Here is a 17331-nt window from a genome sequence, read left to right on the forward strand (position 1 = left end):
TACAGAGTTCAAAAATACTCCATTAATATGAGAAATAAAAACGGTAGACCCGAGCAAAGTTCCACCCAAAAAGAAAAGTAGCTGTCTTTTCTGCTAGGACTCGAATAGTAAATAAGCACACCGGCAATCAGGCCCGAAACAAAGAAGCAAAAAGCGTAGGTAAAACTAAGGAAGTAAGAGGCACAAAGAGAACTTAGAAAAAGAAGCAGGTAGGCAAACTTTTTTGTATTTTCAATTCCTATTAATTTGGGAAGGGTTAAAACGTGGTCTTTGGGAAGATCGCGAATGTCAAAGGGAAGTACAAGAGCGGTAATGTAAAGCCAGCTCATGAAAAAGATGGGCCAATCAATGGGCTCAGAAAAGAGCCATGCATTCACAAGAGCCCAGACAAGCCCTACGTAAAATATCTTTAACAAAGGGACTTTACGAACGGTATCGTCTAAAAAAGTAGAGTTGTACAAAAGTCCCAAAAGCACAATGATAAGCCATTTTAATAGGCGTATTTCATTGTGGTTCAAAATAATAAAGAGGGCCGAAACCAAAAATGTTACTATATTTAAGACGAGAATCTTCGAGAGCATTTTCTTCTGTCCTTGGTATTTTGTGTAGAGATATCCGCTCAAATACGTAACAAAGATAAGCACCACGCTTGGAAGTCGGAACGCGTTTTGCTCTACCATGAAAAAGACGGCAAATAGCGTTCCCATAAGGGACACAAAGAGTTGAGAGTCGATCAGATAGGTTTTAAGGCGCGACGATAGTTTCATAAAAAACAAAGTTACGCTTTTAACCTTTTGCTTCTTTAATAATATAAGATATAAGTACCTGCGCGCCTTGCGCGATAAGAAAAAAAACAACTGAGATGAAAAACGCCCTTATTCTGCTGACTTTATTTTTAATTGTACCGGTAGGTCTTTTAAAATCGCAATCGTATTATGAATTGAATTGGAAAACGGTGGAGAATAACAAAAAGCAAGGACTCTTTAAGAGCAATCTTCCCCTCTTAAAAGACATTGAGGCAAAAGCCATCGAGGAAAATAAGGCCGTCGAGTTAATTCGATCTCTCAAAGAGCAGTTTGCTATTTTGAATCTAACGAGCGACGATGAGAACAACCGAATCGCTTCGGAATTCTTTTCTAGCCTACAGAAGGTTTCCCCTCAATTGGAGGGAGAGGCGAAACGTATGTTTGAGGTTCTGAAGAGTGAATTTTTGTATGAATACTACCTTTCAAACCGCTGGAAGATTCAAGCGAGAACAAACGTTCTCAATGCGGATTACAGTCAAATAGAGAGTTGGAGCGCTCTTGATTTTAAAACCGAGATTGGGAGTAGTTTAGAGAAGCTGGCTAAGAATAGGTCTGAGCTTGAGTCTGTGAAGATGGTCCCTTATCAAAAATTGTTTGGTGCGGAGTCCGACCTAGAGTACGTCGAGACACTTTGGGTGTATTACCGACTGCAACAAACATCCTATTTAAAAGACTCGGGCTTTTTTACTAGCAGCGAGCTTTCGCAGAATAGGAAACAAATTCAAAGCATTTATAAGGATTTAATAGATTCGAGCAGGGGCAATAGCAAACTCTTTTTGGAGCATCAAAAACTTCTTTTTGATTGTGAATCTGAGGCTTGTGAAAACAAACTCGAACGCCTTACCTCGCTTTATCAGAGTACTGAAGAGGACTTGGACTACAAAGTAAAACTCATTGAAGAAATGGTCCAGGAGCTTATCTCCAAAAACAAACTTCAAAAGGCGAGGGAGTGGACACAGGTGGCAATCTCTACCTATCCGAACTCTCCCTTTTTAGAAGCGGTTAGACTTCAAAAGCGTCGGATTGAACAGCCCGTGGTCCAGGTGGTTTTCCCTACACAAGTGGATGCAAACCAGCCCATTCATTTGGTGGCAGAGCATAAGAATGCGACGAAGTTCAGTCTCAGGCTTTACGAGGCGTCGGGCGATAAAGAAGGCTTTTTAAAAATTGTGCAGTCCTCCTACCAAAAGGATCTCTACCAAACGATCAAAAAAAGTTTAGTGAAGGAGACGAGTTTTACGCTTCCTAAATCGGATGATTTTCAGTTGCATAAAACTGCTTTTTCTCTTGACGGACTTGTGCCCGGTCTATACATAGGGGAGTACCAAGTGGACAGAGAGATCGATCTGTTTTACTTTTTAGTCTCGGAAGACCGTGTGCTCGTGCAAAAAAACGAAGTCACAAAAGGGTCCAAAGACCGCTTTCAACTCCAAATTAGAGCCTCCGGTAAGGCGATTGGAAACTCAGAAATTCAATTGTTAGAATATGTTCGGGGTGCTAGTTTCCAACCGTATCAAGTAATTACGAATGCAAATGGAGAATTTGTTTTTCCAACTTCCTCAAACGAAAATGTCTACCGTTACTACTTAGTGGAAAGTCGCGGTGGGAAAGGTTTTTCTTTGCTTAATCGCTACGGGGAGAATGGCTACCGTTCCATGGAAGAAAAACAGACCACCAGCCTTCGAACACAGCTTTTTATGGACCGCGCGATTTACCGTCCCGGACAAGTGGTTTACTTCAAAGGAATTGTAAGTGAGTACCTTTCTGAAACGCAAAACGAGAGGGTCGCTCCCGGTATTGCACAAAGCGTGGAACTCGTCGATTCAAATGGAGTCACCGTCGGTACAAAAGAATTTGTGAGCGGAGACTATGGGAGTTACCATGGAAGCTTTACCTTGCCCACCAGTGTACTTCCTGGCACGTTTTATTTAAGAACGAAAAGTGGGCAAAATAACTCTGATGCTGCCTATCGAGGCCTTGAAATGTCTAAATCGTTCCGTGTCGAAGAATACAAACGACCTAATTTTGAGGTGGTTTTTGAGCCCGTTAAGGGCGAATATCAGTACGGACAAAGTCTCACCCTAAAAGGAAAGGCGGAATCCTACAGTGGGGTACCGATGGCAAACACCCCCGTTACGTATGAGATCAAAAAAGAGAACATCCGTTGGATGTATTTTCGCTGGTTCCCTCAAACGCCTTCCAATGAGAATTCTATTTTAGGGGAGACTACGACCAACGAAAAAGGAGAATTTGAGATTCAAATTACGCTTAATAAAGATCCCAATTTAAAAGGAATGCAAGTCGATCGATACGAGGTGAGCGCAAGTGTGCTTGATCTCAATGGCGAAAGCATTTCCTCTCAGCAGGCATTCAAAGTGGCCTCGGTGTCTCATTACCTAGAGGCGGAGGGGAAGGAGGCTTATTTATCGGATGAGCCTACTGAATTTTCGGTACAAGTCAAAAACTATAGCGATCAGGATTTGGAAAGGGCCTACCTTTCCAAATTAGAGATGCTAGAGGGGCCTTCGAAGCTTTACCGGGATCAATACAAACCTTATATTCAAGATCTCGCTTTTTTAAGTAGAGAAGAATTTGCAAAGAAATTCCCTTATGATCGTTATGATTTAAAGGATTTAGAAAAAGAATCCAGCGTTAAAAAGGTCGTGTTTGAAAATAGGTCTTCTCAAGGTAAAACCCTTTCTCTTGGCAAACTAACCCCAGGAATTTACGAGCTTACCCTTTATAATAAGGAAGGCACGGATACCATTCAGGCCAAAAGACGATTTGAAGTCTTTAACCCCAAAGGGCTCAGTAGCAATCAAACTCCTTTTGTGAAGTTGATCGCACAAAAAGATTCCCTCCAAAAAGGAGAAAGTACCGTGGTTTATGCCTACTCTGCAGTTCCTGGCGCGATCGCTCGTTTCTTTATTCAGAATGGAGATGGAAATACGCTTTTAGAAGAAAAGCCTTTTATTAAGGGAGTGGCAAAATTAGAAGTGAGCGCTCCCAAAGATCCAAAATCAGAAATGCTGCTCGTTCAGGTGCAGGTATCGAGTTTAGGGGAGGTGCAAACGAAAAGTGTTGAATTTAAAATCGTGCAGCCTTCAAGGGATCTAACCATAGAAACCACCGTTTTTAGAGACAAACTAGAACCGGGACAGGCTGAAAAATGGAGCGTGAAGATCAAGGGAAAAGGAAAAGAAAGAATTAATGCAGAGCTTCTCGCTACGATGTATGATAAAAGTCTGGATACTTTTGTTTCCAATTTAATTCGTTGGAATCCAAGAGGGTATACAAGCTCGTATTTCACACGCTATGACCACAGTGAGAATTTCACTTACGTTCAATATTCCAAGCGAGTTCCTTACGCTCGAACTAAATATGTGCAACTTCCTACCTTTTCTTGGATGGATTTAAATCTTAGGTACTCTGGATCCATGGTCATAAGAGGGACTTCGAGTATGCGCGCTGATTCCATGCAGAGTCAAGCAGCAAAGCTAGAATCGCAAGTGGAAGATTTGGCCGCTCCCGCAGGATCCCCAGAGATTCAAAAGCAAAGCGACGCCCTTGATCGGGAGCAGGCCGAAGAGCCCAAAGTACCGTTAAGAGAAAACCTTAACGAAACGGCCTTTTTCTTTCCAGAACTAAGAACAGACCAAAACGGAAATGTGCATTTTGAGTTCACTTCTCCCGAAGCACTTACCCAGTGGAGACTTCAGTTCCTAGCTCATACAAAAGATTTGCAAATTGGAATGTTGGAAAAAGAAGTGGTGACGCAAAAGAAACTTTCGCTCACAGTAAATTATCCTCGATTCTTAAGAGAAGGGGATCAAATGGAGCTTAAGACCCGAATTTCAAGTTTAGTGGATTCGCCTTTAAAAGGAAATGCAAAAATTGCCATTTACGATGCCTCTACGCTAGAGGATTTAACGGAGAAGTTTGGCCTGACAAAATCAACTAAAAGCTTTGATTTAAAAGGAAATTCAAGTGCTCTGGTGGAGTATAGCCTTAGAGTACCGAAAGGAGTGAGCGCAATATTAGTGCGTACGACGGCGCAGTCTGGTGAGTTTTCTGACGGAGAACAAAAACCCATTGCTATATTGCCGAATCGCAAGTTAGTGACCGAGTCACGCGCTATTTTTGTTAGAGAGAATGAGAAAAAGACCTTCCAAATTGAGAATTTGCTTAAAGGCGGTTCGAGTACCATGCAATCGGTTAGAGCTACGCTAGAGCTTTCCTCAAATCCAATTTGGGAAGTCCTTTTCGCCCTTCCAAGTTTGATGCAAGACACGCAGAAATCAGCAGATTCTCAATTCAATAAGTGGGTTGCAGAAGTGATTGCTCAAGAAGTTCTAAAACAGAACCCAAGAATGGAGCAGGTGTTTTTAGACTATAGGTCCAAAAATCTCTTGGAGTCGAATTTAGAGAAAAACAAAGAGCTAAAAGAACTTTTATTAAAAGAAACTCCATGGGTTTTAGAAAGTGAAAATCAAAAACAGCAAATGGGTAGTCTTGCAAGACTTCTGGATCGCAATTCAATGAAAGCCTCCAGTACTGCCAATTGGGCGGCACTGGAACGACTTCAAAATCCGGACGGTGGCTTTAGCTGGCAACCCGGAGCGCCTAGTTCTTATTATACTTCTCTTTATCTTTTAAAGAATTTGGGACGCTTAAATCAGTGGATGGGCAAGGATTTAAATTCGTACAGTTCGAATTTAGATTCCCTTGTGAAAAAACTGGTGAGTTATGTAGATCGAGAAGTGGAAAGGTTTGATGGGAAACCAGAAACGCTCCTTACTTCCAATTCCACTTTAAATTATTTAGATGCTCGTCATTATTGGGAAACATCCTACCCCCTAAAAGGAGTGGGACTTACGTTAAAAACTCAGTTTATCAAAAAAGCCCCAAGTTTTAAACCTTCGGACTATACCTTCTACGGACTTCATAGGGGAGCTCTTTTGCTCCATGAGTATAAACTTACAAGCAGCTCGAAAAAGCTACTTACGTACCTAAAAGAAACGGCCGTAGATTCACAAACGCAAGGAATGTATTGGAAAGAGAATGCAGGCAATTGGGGCTGGTTCTCCTCTAGTGTATCCAATCATGCCGGTGCACTTGAAGCCTTTAATACGTTAGCCCCTACGGATCAGAAAACGGTGGAAGAACTAAAAATTTGGCTCTTAACACAAAAAGAAGTGAGTCATTGGGATACATCCAGAGCGACTGCGGAGGTTATCTATCTGCTTTTAGACTCTGGAAAATCGTGGACGGGAGTAGAAAGTGATCAGACGCAAGTTCTCTGGGGAGGCGAAAGCGTAAAAGAGGATTTAGTCGTGGAGGCGCCTGGGTACTTAAAAGCGCAAATTAATTCCAAGGAGATTTCGAAGGAAAAAGGACAAGTTGAGGTCTACAAAAAAGGCCCTGGAATTGCGCAAGGAGGGCTGTACTATCAATACTATGAAGATTTGGATAAAATCGGATCTGCCTCAAGTGTTATTTCCATTGACAAGGAGTATTATAAAGTTACTTCGACCACGAATGGAGAAGTACTTGAGAAGATTTCCGCTTTATCTCCATTAAAAATTGGAGATCGAGTGAAAGTACGTATGGTATTAAATTTTGATCGTCCGATGGAGTATTTGCATCTACGAGACCAAAGAGCGGCGGGCTTAGAGCCTTCAGATACTTTGTCCACTTACGTTTATAGTGGTGGACTTGGGTATTATAAGGCGCTGCGTGATGCTTCGGTAGATTTCTATTTTGAAGGCGTATCCAAAGGAAAGCATGTGCTAGAATATGAACTTCGCGCCAATGCTTCAGGTACCTTTAGTGCCGGCAATGCAAGCATTCAAAATTACTATGCGCCGCAAATGAGCGCCCACACGAAGGGGGAAGTACTCCAAGTAAGGGAGTGAAAAAAACAATCCTTTCCCGAAGTGGCGGCGATCGGGCAACAAATGAAATAAGATGCTGAGAAATTTAATATCTTTGTTTTTAAACCTATTTTATGATCAAGTGGAAAGTGATTTGTCTCGCCGCATTAGCTTATACGGCAGCTCTTAGCGCTCAAGAAAAACCAAGCGAGCAATTTTGGAAGGAAATTCAAAAGCATTGTGGCAAGGCCTATAACGGCACCCTAACGAAAGGAGGGAAAGAGGGGGATGGCTTCACGGGCCAAGTTCTACTGATGCAAGTTTTAGACTGCAAAGAGAACGTGATTAGAATTCCTTTTTATGTAGGAGAGGACCAGTCTAGAACTTGGGTTTTAAGCAAAAGCCCAGAGGGTCTCTTGAAACTCAAGCATGACCATAGACTTGCGGACGGAACTCCTGACAAAGTCACCCAGTATGGAGGAGAAAGTAGCAATTATGGATTTAAAACTCAGCAAATCTTTCCCGCGGACCTGGAGACCGCGAATTTAATTTCGTATGCCTCTGGAAATGTATGGTGGATTGATTTAGACGAGTCAAGTTTTTCCTATAATCTAAGAAGAATCGGACAAGACCGCGTCTTTAGTGTTCGTTTCGATTTAACTCAGCCCGTGGAAACTTCCAAAAAGCCGTGGGGCTGGGAGCAGTAAGAAGAATAGAATCGTGGAGAGTCTATTTGAAGTAAAAACCGCGGAGCTGTATTTAGAGCGACTAAAGCATCTAAGCAAAGAAACTAGACCCCTGTGGGGGAAAATGAGCAGCGCACAGATGCTCGCCCATATGAATGCAAGTTTTGAGTTTGTCTTTGAACCTCATAAGAAAGAGAGACCTGGACTTCTAAAAAGGCAAGTTCTGCGTTTTCTGGTAAAGCCCATGGTGCTGAGTGAAAAGCCCTTCGCAAAAAGCTTACCGACCACTGCGGAACTAAAGCAGAAAGAACAGAAAGACTTTGAGAAGGAATATAGACGCCTTCGCAGCTTTATAACTAGGACGGGTCAAATGGGAACTGAGGCCTTTGAAGGAAAGGTGCACTTGGTCTTTGGAAAGCTTTCCGCAAATGAGTGGAATCAGTTAATAGGCAAGCATCTCGACCACCATTTTCGGCAGTTTGGCGTTTGATTTAGTAAAGATCGAGTGGTTATCAAAAGGAGATCGAGACAAAAAATAATAAGAAGATGAAAAAAGCAATCGCCGTTTTGGCAGGACTCCTATCAGGGGGAATTTTAATGACCTTTGTGCAAAATTTAGGACATGTATTGTATCCGCAGCCTAAGAGCATGGACCCCTACAATATGATTGAACTTTCTCAGTACATCAAAAATGCGCCGTTTATGGCCCTGTTTTTCGTGATTCTATCCTACGCAGCGGCTGCGCTCTTGGCAGGATGGGTTTCTACCCTGATTGCCTGGGACAGAAAAAGAGTGTATGCCCTTATTTGCGGAGTGCTCTTTTTGATTCAAGCCCTGTTTATGATGGCGAGCCTTCCGACTCCCATTTGGTTTTGGATCCTAGGCATTGGCGTTTGGGCACTGGTGGAGGTGGGATATCGATTGGCTTTGTACACAATGGATAAGAAGGCACTTTCTCGACTACGATAGAGGGAATATGTCCTTTCTACTGGAATAAGAATCAAAAGAGCAAGAGTTGCTTTAAATAGGAATCTTAAAACACGAAATTATGACAAGCGTAAATGTGTATTTAAACTTCGATGGCGAATGCCACGAGGCCTTTTTATTTTACCAATCCGTCTTTGGAGGTGAGTTTAGCCAACTAGGACGCTTTTCCGATGTGCCAGCCTCGGAAAACATGCCCCCTTTTTCAAAAGAGGATGAAAACCGAATCATGCACGTCTCTCTTCCAATTTCAAAGGAAACGATCTTGCTTGGAAGCGATACCTTTCCGGGTAGCGAAAAGCTCACGAAAGGAAATAATTTTTCCATTGCGATTGCAGCCGTTTCAAAAGAGGATGCCGATCGCTATTTTAATGCCTTAAAAGAAGGAGGAGAAGTGCAAATGGCTTTAGAACCCACATTTTGGGGTGCTTATTTCGGGATGCTTACGGACCGATTTGGCATCCAGTGGATGGTGAATTATGACGATCCTGCCCTTATGCAAACCCCCTAAACTCTTTGGAAGTTGCGGCACGATCCATAAGCTACCGTTTTTATTTGTGATAAAAATGCCTAGGAAATACTTTTCTTGGGTCCTGTTTCAGTACGTTTAGTCGAAACCAAGATTCTAAAAATCCCCATCCATAAGAAAACATCTGAATGTAGGTGGCAATGACCGATAGACCTGCAATGCTTATGTTTTTGGTTTTGATTAAAGCATGGAAAAAAACAAGGAAGGTATAGAAACCATAGAACAAAAGAAGCATCGGATTCGAGAACCCGTAATAGGCTACTACGCCGAGTACATACCCAATTAAAAACAGAGAGGGAAAGGCAAAGGTGGCTTTCACAAACTGAGGATGTCTTTGGTTTAAAATGGGCCGAGCTACGCCAAATTGGTTGACTTGTTTAGAAAATTTACCAAAATCGGTTCTTCTTTTATGATACACGGCAATGTTGTCAAAAAAGGCGGTCGTGTATCCGTTCTCCCATAGGGTCATCGAGAGATCGGGATCTTCGCCCACACGCAGATCGGAAAATCCACCTACGTCTTTAAATGCCTCTCTTCGAACTCCCATGTTAAAGCTTCGAGGTTGAAATTTCCCCACTCCTTTTTTATGTCCCCGAATGCCCCCTGTGGTGAAGAGGGAAGTCATGGAGTAAGAGATGGCTTTTTGCATTAAATTAAATCCTCGGTGGGCTTTGTCTGCCCCTCCAAAAGCATCGCACGGAATCTCTGCAAGGCTTTTTCTCACATTCTCGATATAATCCTTTTCCACAATGACATCGCTGTCTAAGAAAATAAGATACTCTCCTTTGGCTCTTGCAGCTCCATAGTTACGACTTAGTCCAGGGCCTGTGTTTTCTTTTCGGTAAAACTCGATTGGTAATCGATCCTGAAACAGTTCGATCGTAGGAAGAAGGGCGATTTTGGATCCGTCGTCCACAACAATCACCTCGAAATCTTTGTCCGTTTGAAATCCAAGGGAGTTCAAAAGTTCAAAAAGTTCATCTTTTCGATTGTATATGGCGATAATGAGGCTAAGGGTAGGAGTCAAGATGGTTTAGTTTTCTGAGGTATTGTGAGTATCCGTTGTATCCGTTGAGTCTAGAGAAGCGACTTTGCTTTGTCCGCCTCTTTTCTTGGTGCCCTCATACATTTCGTATTGCAAAAAGCGAGTTTCTAATTTGCCATTAAAAAGTTTGACTTTGCGCGAAGGACGAAGTCCTATCTTTTTCACAGCTTCTAGATCAGAGGAAATTAACCAAGCTAGGGTGTTGGGGTAGGACGTTTTAAACGTATCCCCAATTTTTTTGTAGAAGTCCGAATCCGTGATTTCAATGCGTTCGTCGTACGGAGGATTAAACACAATGAGCAGTGGGAATAACTCTTTTTTGCTTTCAAAGAAATCTTGGTCTCGAACTTCAATTACGTCCTGAAGTTCGGCTGCCGCTAAGTTTTTTTCTGCCGCATGAAGCATCTTGGAATCAATATCGTATCCCACTATTTTTCCGTCCAAAGGAGTCATTCGGTTAAGGCGGTGTTCTTTAATGGATTTGAAAAGTTCGGCATCGTAATTCGGCCAGTTTTGGAACGCAAAACTTTTACGGTAGAGCTGAGCAGGCATGTTCATACCGATCATCGCGGCTTCAATTAATAGGGTTCCAGATCCGCACATAGGGTCTAGGAAGTTTCCTTTTCCATCCCATCCTGCAATTTGAAGCATTCCGGCAGCTAAGACTTCGTTTAGAGGAGCCTCTCCTCCGTCTTGCCTGTAGCCTCTTTTGAAAAGAGCATCGCCCGAGGAATCCAGTGAGACCGTGACAAATTCACGGTCAATATGCAAATTGAATTTAATATCGGGATTTTTTGCATCGACGCTAGGACGCATCTCAAAGTGATCGCGGAAGTAATCCACGATGGCATCTTTCATCTTAAGGGTAATAAACTGCGAGTGTGAAAACGTCTCGGAGTAAACCGTCGAATCAATGGCAAAAGTTTGTCCCGCTTTTAAGTATTTGTCCCAAGGAAAACGATAAAGCTTATCGTAAAACTTTTGTTCGTTATAAGCTTGAAATTCAAATAGGGGCACAATAATTTTCAGGGCCGTTCTTAGGGAATAGTTGATCTTGTACAAGAAGCCAAGATCCCCCTCACAGTTCACCGCTCGGTTTTTTATTTGCACATTTTTGCCTCCCAGTTTTTTCACTTCTTCTGCAAGAAGTTCTTCGAGTCCAAAAAAGGTTTTGATTTGTATTTGTAAATCGTCTGAAGTCATAGGGTTGTTTTAGAGTGACTAAGGATTTAATATCACTGCGTAATGTTTTCTCGCGCGATTAAATCGGTCTTAATTTGGCAAATTTAGCTATTTTTGCACAATGGAGTGGTTTAAAACATGGTTCAATTCGCCATACTATCATATACTATATAAAAACAGGGATTATAACGAGGCTGAAGCCTTTCTAAAATTGCTTTTACAAGATCTTCAATTGCCTTCTGAGGCTCATATTATTGATCTTGCTTGTGGAAAAGGACGACATAGTGTTTTTTTAAGTCGGTTAGGCTTTAAAGTACTAGGACTTGATCTATCGGAAGAGAGTATTTTAGCGGACAAAGCCTACGAACATAAAGATTTAGATTTCCAGGTGCACGACATGAGGGATCCGATTGATTCGGAGCCGGTCGATGCGGTCTTTAACCTTTTTACAAGTTTTGGCTATTTTAGTGATCCTAAGGACGACGAAAAAGTCTTTGAGTCCGTCTCGAAGGTCCTAAAGCCGGGAGGTTATTTTGTACTTGATTTCTTAAACAAAGGGCAAGTGATTGAATCTCTCGTCCCCAAAAGTGAAGAAAAAAGGGACGAACTTGTTTTTCATATTGAAAAGCGCATCGAACAAGGTGCCGTCATTAAAGAGATCCGCTTTGAGCATGAAAAGAAGCCTTATTTTTTCTTTGAAAAAGTACAGCTGCACTCTTTAGAGTATATAGAGTCTCTCGCACAGAAATTTGGACTCGTAAGAGAGAAAACTTATGGGGATTACGCATTAAGTACGTACCATGAGACTAAATCTCCTCGCTGTCTAAGCGTATTTAGAAAAACTACTTTATGATTATACTGCTTCTAATTTTAAGCGTTATTGTAGGCGTACTGCTGGGAAAGTATTTAGGGCAAAAGCAAAAAGTGGCCAAGAGTCTCTTGGTCTTATCTGCAGGCTTTTTAATTACCATCTGCCTGAACGAAGTCTTTCCCATCGTGTATGAAAGGATCGATCACAACATCGGTATATGGGTCATTGCAGGGGTGCTTCTTCAAATGTTCCTTGAGAATTTGACCAAAGGGTTTGAGCACGGGCATATGCATCATCATTCGGCGGATGCGATTTTGCCTTTAGCTCTCATTGTGGGTCTATTTATCCATGCCTTTATTGAAGGAATTCCACTAGCGAATGAAACGGAGTGGAACACCCCGTATTTGCAAGGGATTTTAATTCATAACCTTCCCATTTCTTTTATTCTTGGCTCGTTTTTGTTCCAACATAAAAAGTTCTCAGCTTCTTCTTGGTTTATCATTGCGCTCTTTGCCATTGCCTCTCCCTTAGGCATGCTTCTAGGTCGTTATTTTAATCCGAATCTAGAGCCTTATTTCCTTGCCGTGGTGGGAGGAATCTTCCTTCATATCTCTTCAGTCATTATCTTTGAGAGTAACAAGAACCACAATGTGGATTGGTCTAAGATTGTCCTGGTCGTTCTCGGAATTGCGTTCGCCTTGCTAGGCCACCAATTTCATCATCATTAATTACAACAGGCATTTGGGAAGCGAAGTGCTATCGAGTGCGGGCTCGAGTCCCCTCTTGAAAGTACATACGATCTAAAGCCAAAGAGAGCGGATTAGAGAAAATAAAAAAGGATTCGCATGTTTTGCGAATCCTTTTTGTTGTGAGGATAGGGAGGTTATTTAAAATTTCCAACCTAATGTGAGGGTCACTAGCGATCTTTTTGAATCTACATTGCTAACCAAAGCGTAGTCGTTTGCAAAATAAGCACTAGGTGAAAAATACTGTGTTTGAGCTGCCTCAGAACCTCTTAAGAAAGGCATGTTGTACTCCGAGCTAATGTGGTTGTATGCGGCATCTATATAGAAGGACTTGAAGTCGTACCCAATCCCTGCGGCAAGCGTTTGTTTTGCGCCCGCATAGAGATCCTCGTAAGAAGCCTCTTGATTTTGTCCCTCCGCATTTAGAATTCCTAAGGTCATGTTATCGATTGGACTCGAGGCATAGCCGTATCCTGCTCTTAGACGAAGTCCTTCGTAACGATATTCTCCCCCAATTTTAACTTCAGAACTGTTTTTGTAGTGATCTGAGTAAAACGCGTCCATTTCGCTTTGTGCAGCAGAACCCATTTTTCCAAAGCTAGGTTTGGATAGTCCCAGACTGTAATCCACGTTTAGAGCAAAGTTCTTACTTGGAACATAAGCCGCACTTAAAGTCGCTTTCGCTGGGCTCGAAATGCTTCGAGACTCTCCGTATTCACCGTCCTGGGTACTGTCTAAACCGTAGTAACTGTACGTACGCTCCATGCTCCACCAAGTAGGCGTTTCAATGGCTGCACCCAATCGAAACTCAGGGCTTACTTTTCCAATGACCCCAATGGAGGCAGAAAATCCGCTCGCATCTTCAAAATAAGGCGTGTATTGTTTTGCAAAGACTTCGGTTTCTCCATCGCTACGGTACTTCATCGCAGCCGTGTCCCATTGAGACAAAGACGCACTGTGAAGGTTGATGGCCCCCCCGACATAGATTCTATGGTCGTAGTTTCCACCCACTGCGATCGACATTTTGCTTTTGTCCCCAAGGCGGTTAAAGGCATGAGCACTGTAGGAGAGTTGATCTCCATCGGCAAGGTCGAAAGTCACAAGACTGTTTCCGGGAGCTTCCGAATAATCTTCAACAGATTCTCTGGAGAAGCTAATTCCTAGGTTAACGAATTTCCACGCGGAACTCATTCCTGTAGGGAAAGCCACAATGGCCCCTACGTGGCCTAAATCGGTGTTGTTTAGCTTGTAGTCTAAACTATTGCCGTGGAGTGAGGTCGTATTTTGAGTTTTATCAATACTTAAAGTAGCTGAAAGATCACTTGCAATGGCAACTCCAATCCCTGCTGGGTTGGTTGCGATGACAGAGGCATCTCCTCCAAGAGCTCCCATGGATCCTGCCATGGAATTGAATTTAGAAGAACCAAGCGTGCTTGGGCTACTATAGAGATCAAGTGAATTTCGAAGGACAGACGTATCCTGCGCTTGCAAATAGAAAGCCGCAGAAATTGTAAGAAGTGTGAATGACTTTTTAAACATTTATTATTGGATTGTTATTTTTGTTTAACAGGGCCGTTGTATCCCGAATTTTTGCTAGCCTCAATCACGGCCTTTGGAAGTTGTTTGCCCTCATCAGAGAATTCTCGTCCCCCGATTTCTTTAAACGCGGTAGCAGAGCTTAAATTTTGAGCAGAACGTTTTTCCACACTATGTGATTTTCCGCGGTTACGTAAACTTGCATGGTTTACCTTCGTAGACTCCCTATGGTTTGTACGGTATTTAGGCCCTTTTGCTTTATTTGCTTTTAGACTAATCGAAGTGTCAGTCGAGACAGAACTAGAAGTCGTTGCAGTGGAGGTTCCATTTTTAGAGGCGTGTGTTTTTTCTTGCTTGCTTTGTGCTTGAAGCATCACCACGCTTGCAGAAATGGCTAAAATAGTAAGTGATTTGGTAATCATAACGTTTTAATTTTGAGGTTAAACTTGCTCTAAATTACGAATTTTTTTTAAACTTTATCTGAAACCGCCGCGAGTTCCTGAAGTACGGTTTCCCCCTGAGGAGCTTGAAGATCCAGAGGAACGGAAGCCTCCGTCGTTTCTAAAGCCACCTGAATTGGAATTTCTAAATCCACTGTCGGGTGTACGGTATTGAGTTCGGTTTTCGACACGCGGCTCTATTCGCTGCGGCTGCCGTGTTCTCGAATTCGTGTTCATCCGGTTGGAGTTGTTTAGAGTTCCTCGGCGAAGCGTAGAGCTCGACGTGTTTGGACTCGTAGATCGGAAAGTTCCTGAATTCCGGAATCCTGCATTGTTATTCATGCTATTGGTTTGCGGATTTCTATAATTTCCGTCCTGTCCGCTATTTCTTCTCGGTGCACGGTAAGTGTTGTAAGTTCCACTGTAGTAACCATTGTAATAGTTTCCGTATCCGTAGTAGTTTCCGTATCCACCATACCCATAGTAAGGTCCGTATCCGTAAAGGGAATTGTACCCATAGTAAGGAGAATATCCGTATCCCCATGGATCGTAAGGCATGTACCCCCATCCCCAAGGACGGTAGTTAAAGTAAGGAGAGTATCCCCAACCAAAACTAAAGGAAAAACGACTTGGCCAATACCCGGAGTAGAGTCCGTATCCGTAGCCATAAGGATAGTCCCAACCGCTACCGCTATACTGCGTAATGGATCCCGTGTACGATCCCCAATCGGAGTCCGTAGCTTCGAGCGTGTTCCAGTTGTCGTTTTGATAACGGGCCTTCGCATCCTGAACGTTTTTTTCGCTCTTTTCAAGGGTTGAAGGTTCGTCGTACTCATAATATTCGCCTACTTGGTTGTATTCTCCACCTACTTGGGCCACCGGCAAGGTGTCCGTGCTAGGATCGTAGTAAACGCCATCGGTTTCACTGTAGCCCCCTGGGTAGGCTCCACAAGAAATCGCAAACAGTGCGACTCCTACAAGTAGGCTAATTTGTGAAAAAGGCCGTTTTGGCAGGTTTTTATGTATATTTTTTTTCATGATAGAGTGAAAGATTTTAATTTAATTTATATTTGCATATTGGCTAAAAACGGAATTAAACAAAAGGTTTTTAGTCTTTTCAAATTTACGCTTTTTATTTAGATTGAAACGAAGCACAAAAGTTAAAAGAACGGACAAAATAAGAGTATTATGGCAAAATTAACGTCGAGAGAGGAGGATTACAGCAAATGGTACAACGAACTTGTAGTGAAAGCGGATCTTGCAGAAAACTCGGGAGTGAGAGGAAGTATGGTAATTAAACCGTACGGGTATGCAATTTGGGAGAAAATGCGGGACGAACTGGATCGCAAATTCAAAGAAACAGGTCACCAAAATGCCTATTTCCCTCTGTTTGTGCCGAAAAGTCTTTTTGAAGCCGAAGAAAAAAATGCGGAAGGATTTGCTAAAGAATGCGCTGTAGTGACCCACTACCGTTTAAAAACCGATCCTAACAATCCCCAAAAACTAATTGTGGATCCCGATGCGAAATTAGAAGAGGAACTTATTGTGAGACCCACTTCGGAAGCCATCATCTGGAATACCTATAAATCGTGGATCCAGTCTTACAGAGACCTTCCTATTTTAATTAACCAATGGGCGAATGTCGTTCGTTGGGAAATGAGAACCCGACTCTTTTTAAGAACCGCGGAGTTCTTGTGGCAAGAGGGGCATACGGCTCACGCCACTGAGCCCGAAGCAGTAGAAGAGTCCGAAAAAATGCTAGAGGTGTACGCGAAATTTGCAGAAGACTTTATGGCTATGCCTGTGGTTCGCGGAATTAAATCGCCTTCAGAGCGTTTTGCGGGTGCGGTTGAAACCTACTGTATCGAAGCGATGATGCAAGACGGGAAAGCCCTTCAGGCAGGAACTTCTCATTTCTTAGGTCAAAATTTTGCCAAAGCCTTTGATGTGAAATTCACGAACAAAGAAGGGAAGTTGGAACATGCTTGGGCGACGTCTTGGGGGGTTTCCACTCGTTTAATTGGAGCGTTAATTATGGCGCATTCCGACGATCAAGGACTTGTCCTTCCTCCCACTTTGGCGCCAATTCAAGTGGTCATTGTGCCTATCTTTAAAGGACAAGAACAATTAGAGCAAGTGAGCGAAGTGGCGAAATCACTTCAAGAAAAACTTCGCGCGAAAGGAATCTCGGTTAAGTTTGACGATGACGATCAAAACAAGCCGGGTTGGAAATTTGCGGAATACGAACTGAAAGGAGTGCCGATTCGGATTGCTCTTGGCGCGAGAGACCTTGCAAACGGGACTCTTGAAATTGCAAGAAGAGACAACCTCACCAAAGAATCCAGACCGATTGAAGGAGTGGAGGACTATATCGAATCCTTATTAGAAACCATCCAAAAAGATATCTATACCAAGGCATTAAACTTTAAAGAGGAGCATACCACGAAGGTGGACACGTTTGAAGAGTTTAAGGAGGTTCTAGAAACCAAGGGAGGATTTATTTCTGCCCATTGGGATGGAACCGAGGAGGAAGAGGAACAGATTAAGCAATTAACCAAAGCGACCATTCGCTGTATTCCTTTAGACAGTGCTCCAGAAGAGGGAGTTTCTCTGCTTACAGGAAAGCCTTCCACGCGCCGTGTGCTATTTGCTAAAGCTTATTAAATAATAGTTAAAATACTTTAACATTTAGG

The 17331-nt window shown here is 42.7% G+C and carries 14 protein-coding genes; 8 read left to right on the top strand and 6 right to left on the bottom strand.

Annotated elements, in window-relative coordinates:
- Positions 1-8 precede the first annotated feature (8 nt).
- Positions 9-767, bottom strand: a complete 759-nt coding sequence (locus ACX3PU_RS04370; RefSeq protein ID WP_459083697.1) for a UbiA prenyltransferase family protein — start codon at positions 765-767, stop codon at positions 9-11.
- A gap of 95 nt (positions 768-862) precedes the next feature.
- Between ACX3PU_RS04370 and ACX3PU_RS04375 the strand changes: the two genes are divergently transcribed.
- From ACX3PU_RS04375 to ACX3PU_RS04395, 5 genes are all read left to right on the top strand, one after another.
- Positions 863-6721: an alpha-2-macroglobulin family protein gene (locus ACX3PU_RS04375; RefSeq protein WP_459083698.1), complete on the top strand. Its 5859-nt coding sequence runs from the start codon at positions 863-865 to the stop codon at positions 6719-6721.
- A 92-nt stretch (positions 6722-6813) separates the two neighbouring features.
- Positions 6814-7386, top strand: a complete 573-nt coding sequence (locus tag ACX3PU_RS04380; protein ID WP_459083699.1) for a hypothetical protein — start codon at positions 6814-6816, stop codon at positions 7384-7386.
- A 13-nt stretch (positions 7387-7399) separates the two neighbouring features.
- The gene (locus ACX3PU_RS04385; RefSeq protein ID WP_459083700.1) at positions 7400-7855 is read left to right on the top strand and encodes a DUF1569 domain-containing protein; all 456 of its coding nucleotides are present in this window, start codon (positions 7400-7402) and stop codon (positions 7853-7855) included.
- A gap of 56 nt (positions 7856-7911) precedes the next feature.
- A complete protein-coding gene (locus ACX3PU_RS04390; RefSeq protein ID WP_459083701.1) occupies positions 7912-8334 on the top strand; it encodes a hypothetical protein in 423 nt (140 codons plus the stop codon).
- Between the two features lie 79 nt (positions 8335-8413).
- On the top strand, positions 8414-8860 hold the full coding sequence (locus ACX3PU_RS04395) for a VOC family protein (RefSeq protein ID WP_459083702.1): 447 nt from the start codon (positions 8414-8416) through the stop codon (positions 8858-8860).
- Positions 8861-8900: 40 nt separating this feature from the next.
- Here the strand turns inward: ACX3PU_RS04395 and ACX3PU_RS04400 are convergent, their stop codons facing one another.
- Positions 8901-9905, bottom strand: coding sequence for a glycosyltransferase family 2 protein (locus tag ACX3PU_RS04400; protein ID WP_459083703.1), 1005 nt, complete (start codon positions 9903-9905; stop codon positions 8901-8903).
- Between the two features lie 6 nt (positions 9906-9911).
- A complete protein-coding gene (locus ACX3PU_RS04405; RefSeq protein ID WP_459083704.1) occupies positions 9912-11126 on the bottom strand; it encodes a THUMP domain-containing class I SAM-dependent RNA methyltransferase in 1215 nt (404 codons plus the stop codon).
- 100 nt (positions 11127-11226) lie between these two features.
- Between ACX3PU_RS04405 and ACX3PU_RS04410 the strand changes: the two genes are divergently transcribed.
- Complete coding sequence (locus ACX3PU_RS04410; protein WP_459083705.1) at positions 11227-11958, top strand: class I SAM-dependent methyltransferase; 732 nt, start codon at positions 11227-11229, stop codon at positions 11956-11958.
- Entirely contained in the window at positions 11955-12644 is a 690-nt protein-coding gene (locus ACX3PU_RS04415; RefSeq protein ID WP_459083706.1) for a ZIP family metal transporter, read from the top strand. Before ACX3PU_RS04410 ends, ACX3PU_RS04415 begins: the two co-directional genes overlap by 4 nt.
- A 159-nt stretch (positions 12645-12803) precedes the next feature.
- Here the strand turns inward: ACX3PU_RS04415 and ACX3PU_RS04420 are convergent, their stop codons facing one another.
- From ACX3PU_RS04420 to ACX3PU_RS04430, 3 genes are read right to left on the bottom strand one after another with little or no spacing between them, the layout of a single operon-like run.
- The gene (locus ACX3PU_RS04420) at positions 12804-14201 is read right to left on the bottom strand and encodes an OmpP1/FadL family transporter (protein WP_459083707.1); all 1398 of its coding nucleotides are present in this window, start codon (positions 14199-14201) and stop codon (positions 12804-12806) included.
- Positions 14202-14215: 14 nt separating this feature from the next.
- Positions 14216-14620 carry a hypothetical protein gene (locus ACX3PU_RS04425; RefSeq protein ID WP_459083708.1) on the bottom strand — a complete coding sequence of 135 codons (405 nt, stop codon included), beginning with the start codon at positions 14618-14620 and terminating at the stop codon, positions 14216-14218.
- A gap of 54 nt (positions 14621-14674) precedes the next feature.
- Positions 14675-15676 (bottom strand): prolyl-tRNA synthetase, encoded by a 1002-nt coding sequence (locus ACX3PU_RS04430; protein WP_459083709.1) that lies wholly within the window; start codon positions 15674-15676, stop codon positions 14675-14677.
- 150 nt (positions 15677-15826) lie between these two features.
- Here ACX3PU_RS04430 and proS point away from each other — a divergent pair, with 150 nt between their 5' ends.
- On the top strand, positions 15827-17302 hold the full coding sequence (gene proS / locus ACX3PU_RS04435; RefSeq protein ID WP_459083710.1) for a proline--tRNA ligase: 1476 nt from the start codon (positions 15827-15829) through the stop codon (positions 17300-17302).
- Positions 17303-17331: the final 29 nt, after the last annotated feature.

The sequence above is a fragment of the Chryseobacterium sp. A301 genome (genome assembly GCF_054489425.1).